This window comes from Pedobacter glucosidilyticus, from assembly GCF_002483235.1.
GTDB classification, from domain to species: Bacteria; Bacteroidota; Bacteroidia; order Sphingobacteriales; family Sphingobacteriaceae; genus Pseudopedobacter; species Pseudopedobacter glucosidilyticum_B.
The window spans coordinates 114,431-118,581 of the sequence record NZ_DLHN01000001.1 but is presented as its reverse complement, the minus strand read 5'-3'; the positions used below and the strand labels follow the sequence as shown (position 1 = coordinate 118,581).

Here is a 4,151-nt window from a genome sequence, read left to right as displayed (position 1 = left end):
CCAAAATGTTTTTGAAAATAATTTCTCCTCTCTTCAATTTCCCTATCACCCCCTCTATTTTCTCTAACTATCTCTACCTCCTTATCACTACCCTTATTTCAACCGTTTCCCCCTTGCGGGCTGCAAAGGTGCACATCTTTTTATTATCTTACAAATACTTCTTTATCTTTTTTTAATACCCTAAACATAACTACCTGGTTTCCTTTATGAAAAAGTTTAAAAAACTATACCGCTTATGAAAATTAATAAGCATTAGTACTCAATAAAACTAAGGTACATGCTGCTTCTGTAGCAATTCCTTTATTTTGAGCTAACTTTTCAAGCTCTGGATTTTCTGAACCAGGATTAAAAATAATACGTTTGGGATTTGTTTTTAATATATAATCGTATAAGTCTGGTTGATTTGCAGCACCTACATACATGGTTATGGTATCGACATCAGTATGAATTTTTTCTGGTCTTTCTATGGGCTGCCCTGCAACTTCACCACTTTTAATACCTACATTTATAATTTCATGACCGTGAGCTACTAATTTATTGGCAGCCAAATAGGCATATCGTGATGGATTAGGTGTAGCACCTAAGATTAAAGTCTTTTTCATATTGATTATTTTAAGAAATTGAATACTGCATCGGCGCAAGCCTGACCATCTATTGCAGCAGAAATTATACCACCAGCATAACCAGCACCTTCAGCACAGGGGAATAAACCTTTAACCTGGGGATGCTGTAAAGTTTCTTTGTCTCTTGGAATTCTTAATGGAGATGATGTTCTTGACTCTACTCCTACTAAGACTGCTTCATTAGTATAATATCCAACTTTCTTATCTCTATTAAACATTTTATTCCCAAAAACAGGAAGTGCCTTTCTTAATCTATTTGCGACCATCGGTGGTAAAACATCATCTAAACTTGAAGAAGTTAGTCCAGGTAGGTATGAATTATCTGGTAAAGAATTAGAAATTTTCCTCTCAACAAAATCGACCATTCTTTGTGCTGGTGCTTTTAAATTTCCTCCTCCAGTTTTAAAAGCTAGCTTTTCTATTTCTGATTGAAAATTGAGCATTTTGAAAGGATCGTCAGTGGCACCTTTTACATCTTCTATATTGATTTGTACAACTGTACCTGAATTTGCAAAAGGATTATTTCTCTTTGAAGGACTCCAGCCGTTTACAACAATTTCATGATGATCTGTTGCGCATGGAGCTATAATACCTCCTGGACACATACAAAAAGAAAAAACTCCGCGATTTTCAATCTGCTCTACTAAACTATAGTAAGAAGGGGGTAAGTTTGGATGTCTGATATCGCAATGATATTGTAAACTATCTATAATGTGTTGTGGATGCTCTATACGAACCCCTAAAGCAAAGGGTTTAGCCTCTACTAAAATATCTTTTTCTCTAAGTAGATGGTAAATATCTCTGGCAGAATGCCCGGTTGCCAAAATAAGAGTATTGGTAGTGATTTCTCCTTGATTGGTAAGTACTTTTCTAATTTTTTTTTCTTCGCAACATATATCCACTAACTTGGTATTAAAATGAATTTCGCCACCATTATTAAGTATAGTTTCCCTAATAGCTACTATAATTTGAGGCAACTTATTTGTCCCTATATGTGGTCTTGCATCTATTAAAATATCGTTTGTTGCGCCATGGTCGACAAAGATTTGGAGCATTTTATTAACATCGCCCCTTTTGTTAGAACGAGTATATAATTTACCGTCAGAATAAGTTCCGGCGCCACCTTCGCCGTAACAATAATTAGAATCGGGGTTTACTAAACCTTGTTTATTGATATTTGCAAGATCTCTACGTCTTTGTTTAACGTCTTTTCCTCTTTCTAAAACAATTGGTTTTAAGCCAAGTTCGATTAATCTTAATGCAGCAAATAAGCCGGCTGGACCAGCTCCTACTACAATTACTGGTTTGGCGTTACTGACATTTTGATACTTTATGTTTTGAATGGTTAGAGAAGGTGTTTCTTTAATGTATAGTTCTATTTTTAGGCGGAATACTACTTGCTTTCCACGAGCATCTATTGAGCGCTTTCTGATATTAAAGTGGCTTAAATCGGCTTTTTTTAAAGAAGCTTGATTTAAAATTTGAGCCAAAATTTTGTCTTGATTATCAATATCATCCGGATGGATGACAATTTCTATTTCCTTTTTCATGCTATTTTGTCGGGTATTTATCCCAAATTGTAACAAAGGTATGAAAATTGAAATCTAAACATTAAATTGAAAAAAAATTAAAACACGAAACATGAAAAAATTACTTTATGGATTTCTTGCAGTTGTTATTGCAACATCATTAAGTTCTTGCGGTTACAATAGTTCTGTTAAATTGGATGAAAAAGTTAAAGCACAATGGGGTGAAGTTGAAAATCAATACCAAAGAAGAGCAGACTTAATTCCGAATTTGGTAAACACCGTAAAAGGAGTTTCTAATTTTGAAAAAGAAACGCTTACGCAAGTGATTGAAGCTAGAGCAAAAGCTACTTCTGTACAAGTTGACCCTACTAAATTAACACCAGAAACTATTCAAAAATTCCAAGCTTCACAAGGTCAATTATCACAAGCATTAGGCAGATTAATGGTTGTTTCTGAACAGTATCCACAATTAAAAGCCAACCAAAACTTTTTGGAATTACAAGCGCAGTTAGAAGGGACAGAAAATAGAATTACTGTTGCCAGAAGAGATTTTAACCAAGCTGTACAAGAGTACAATACAAATATTAGAACTTTCCCAAATAATATTTTTGCAGGTATGTTTGGCTTTACGGCAAAAGGAAGCTTTGCTGCTGAGGCTGGTGCTGAAAAAGCCCCGGAAGTGAAATTCTAAAATCAAAATGTTGGCGTGAGTTTCTTAAGGAAACTCACGTTTTACTTTACTCACATCTAATTGTTTATAATGCCACAATTATCTGATAAGGACCAAGAAAAAATTAAGCATTCTATAGAATGGGCAGAGAAAGCAACCTCTGGAGAAATAAGGGTTTGCCTAGAAAAAAATTGTGCGATAGATGCTTATGAAAGAGCTGTTGCCTGTTTTTTTGATTTAGAAATGGACAAGACTAGATTGAAAAATGGAGTACTTGTTTATTTAGCTATAGAGGACCATAAATTTGCCATTATTGGTGATAGTGGAATTAATAGCTTGGTACCTGAGAATTTTTGGGATAGCACCAAAGAGTTGATGCTTGAACAATTTAAAAATGGAGATATTGCCGAGGGTTTAAGTGTTGGCATTATTGAAGCAGGTAAACAACTGAAAAAGTTTTTTCCGTATGCTGATAATGACACCAATGAGCTATCTGATGATATTGTTTTCTTGAAATAACCCGTAAAAAATGAAAAAAATACTTTTATTAATTCTGATTACTCTTTTTACTTTTTCGGGATTTTCTCAAAATTTTCCAGCGCAACCTAGTACTTTGGTAAATGACTATACAGGTACCTTATCGCCAGAACAAATTAACCATTTAGAACAAAAACTTGTTGCCTTTGATGACTCTACATCTATACAGGTAACGGTGGTTTTGATAAAATCTTTAGATGGATATGAGGTTAATGATTATGCGTACCAATTGGGCAGAGCTTGGGGTGTTGGTGGTAAAGAAAAAAATACTGGAGTTGTTTTATTAGCTTCTTTAGGAGATAGAAAAATAACTATACAAACAGGTTATGGTATGGAAGGTGCTTTGCCAGATGCTATAACCAAGAGGATTATTGAAAATGAAATAAAACCTAATTTTAAGCAAGAACGTTATTTTGAAGGCTTAGATGCCGCAACGAATGCTATTATTGCTTATACTAAGGGTGAGTATAAAAATGACAAACCGATAAAGGGCAAAGGACGTGGTTTCCCAGTAGGCTTGGTGATACTGATTATAATAGTCATTATTATCTTAGGCGTGAGTAAAGGTGGCGGAGGAAATGGCGGAAGAAGTGTGATTGGAGGAAGAGGTGCTGCTGATTTAGTTTGGTGGTCTATGTTGGCCGGTATGGGTAGAGGTGGAAATAGTGGTTGGGGCGGTGGCTCATCAGGTGGATTTGGCGGAGGTGGCGGCTTCGGCGGATTTGGAGGTGGAAGTTTTGGCGGAGGCGGAAGTAGTGGAAGTTGGTAGTGGTTAGGTGGTTAGGTGGTTAG

General features: G+C 35.6%; 5 protein-coding genes. 3 read left to right on the top strand and 2 right to left on the bottom strand.

What is annotated here, in order from left to right; all coding sequences use genetic code 11:
• Positions 1-242 precede the first annotated feature (242 nt).
• Entirely contained in the window at positions 243-602 is a 360-nt protein-coding gene (locus B2745_RS00590) for a CoA-binding protein (protein ID WP_304062295.1), read from the bottom strand.
• 5 nt (positions 603-607) lie between these two features.
• Positions 608-2,173 (bottom strand): NAD(P)/FAD-dependent oxidoreductase, encoded by a 1,566-nt coding sequence (locus B2745_RS00585; protein WP_304062294.1) that lies wholly within the window; start codon positions 2,171-2,173, stop codon positions 608-610.
• Positions 2,174-2,264: 91 nt separating this feature from the next.
• On the opposite strand from B2745_RS00585, the gene B2745_RS00580 reads away from it, so the two are divergent.
• From B2745_RS00580 to B2745_RS00570, 3 genes are all read left to right on the top strand, one after another.
• Entirely contained in the window at positions 2,265-2,843 is a 579-nt protein-coding gene (locus tag B2745_RS00580; protein ID WP_026903923.1) for a LemA family protein, read from the top strand.
• 69 nt (positions 2,844-2,912) lie between these two features.
• Positions 2,913-3,341, top strand: a complete 429-nt coding sequence (locus B2745_RS00575) for a TPM domain-containing protein (RefSeq protein WP_304062293.1) — start codon at positions 2,913-2,915, stop codon at positions 3,339-3,341.
• Between the two features lie 10 nt (positions 3,342-3,351).
• Entirely contained in the window at positions 3,352-4,128 is a 777-nt protein-coding gene (locus B2745_RS00570; RefSeq protein ID WP_304062292.1) for a TPM domain-containing protein, read from the top strand.
• Positions 4,129-4,151 lie beyond the last annotated feature (23 nt).

Excerpts from the sequence above, each read along its gene's own strand:
- B2745_RS00575 (WP_304062293.1), top strand. The coding sequence starts at position 2,913 with ATGCCACAATTATCTGATAAGGACCAAGAAAAAATTAAGCATTCTATA.
- B2745_RS00580 (WP_026903923.1), top strand. The coding sequence starts at position 2,265 with ATGAAAAAATTACTTTATGGATTTCTTGCAGTTGTTATTGCAACATCA.
- B2745_RS00570 (WP_304062292.1), top strand. The coding sequence starts at position 3,352 with ATGAAAAAAATACTTTTATTAATTCTGATTACTCTTTTTACTTTTTCG.
- B2745_RS00590 (WP_304062295.1), bottom strand. The coding sequence starts at position 602 with ATGAAAAAGACTTTAATCTTAGGTGCTACACCTAATCCATCACGATAT.
- B2745_RS00585 (WP_304062294.1), bottom strand. The coding sequence starts at position 2,173 with ATGAAAAAGGAAATAGAAATTGTCATCCATCCGGATGATATTGATAAT.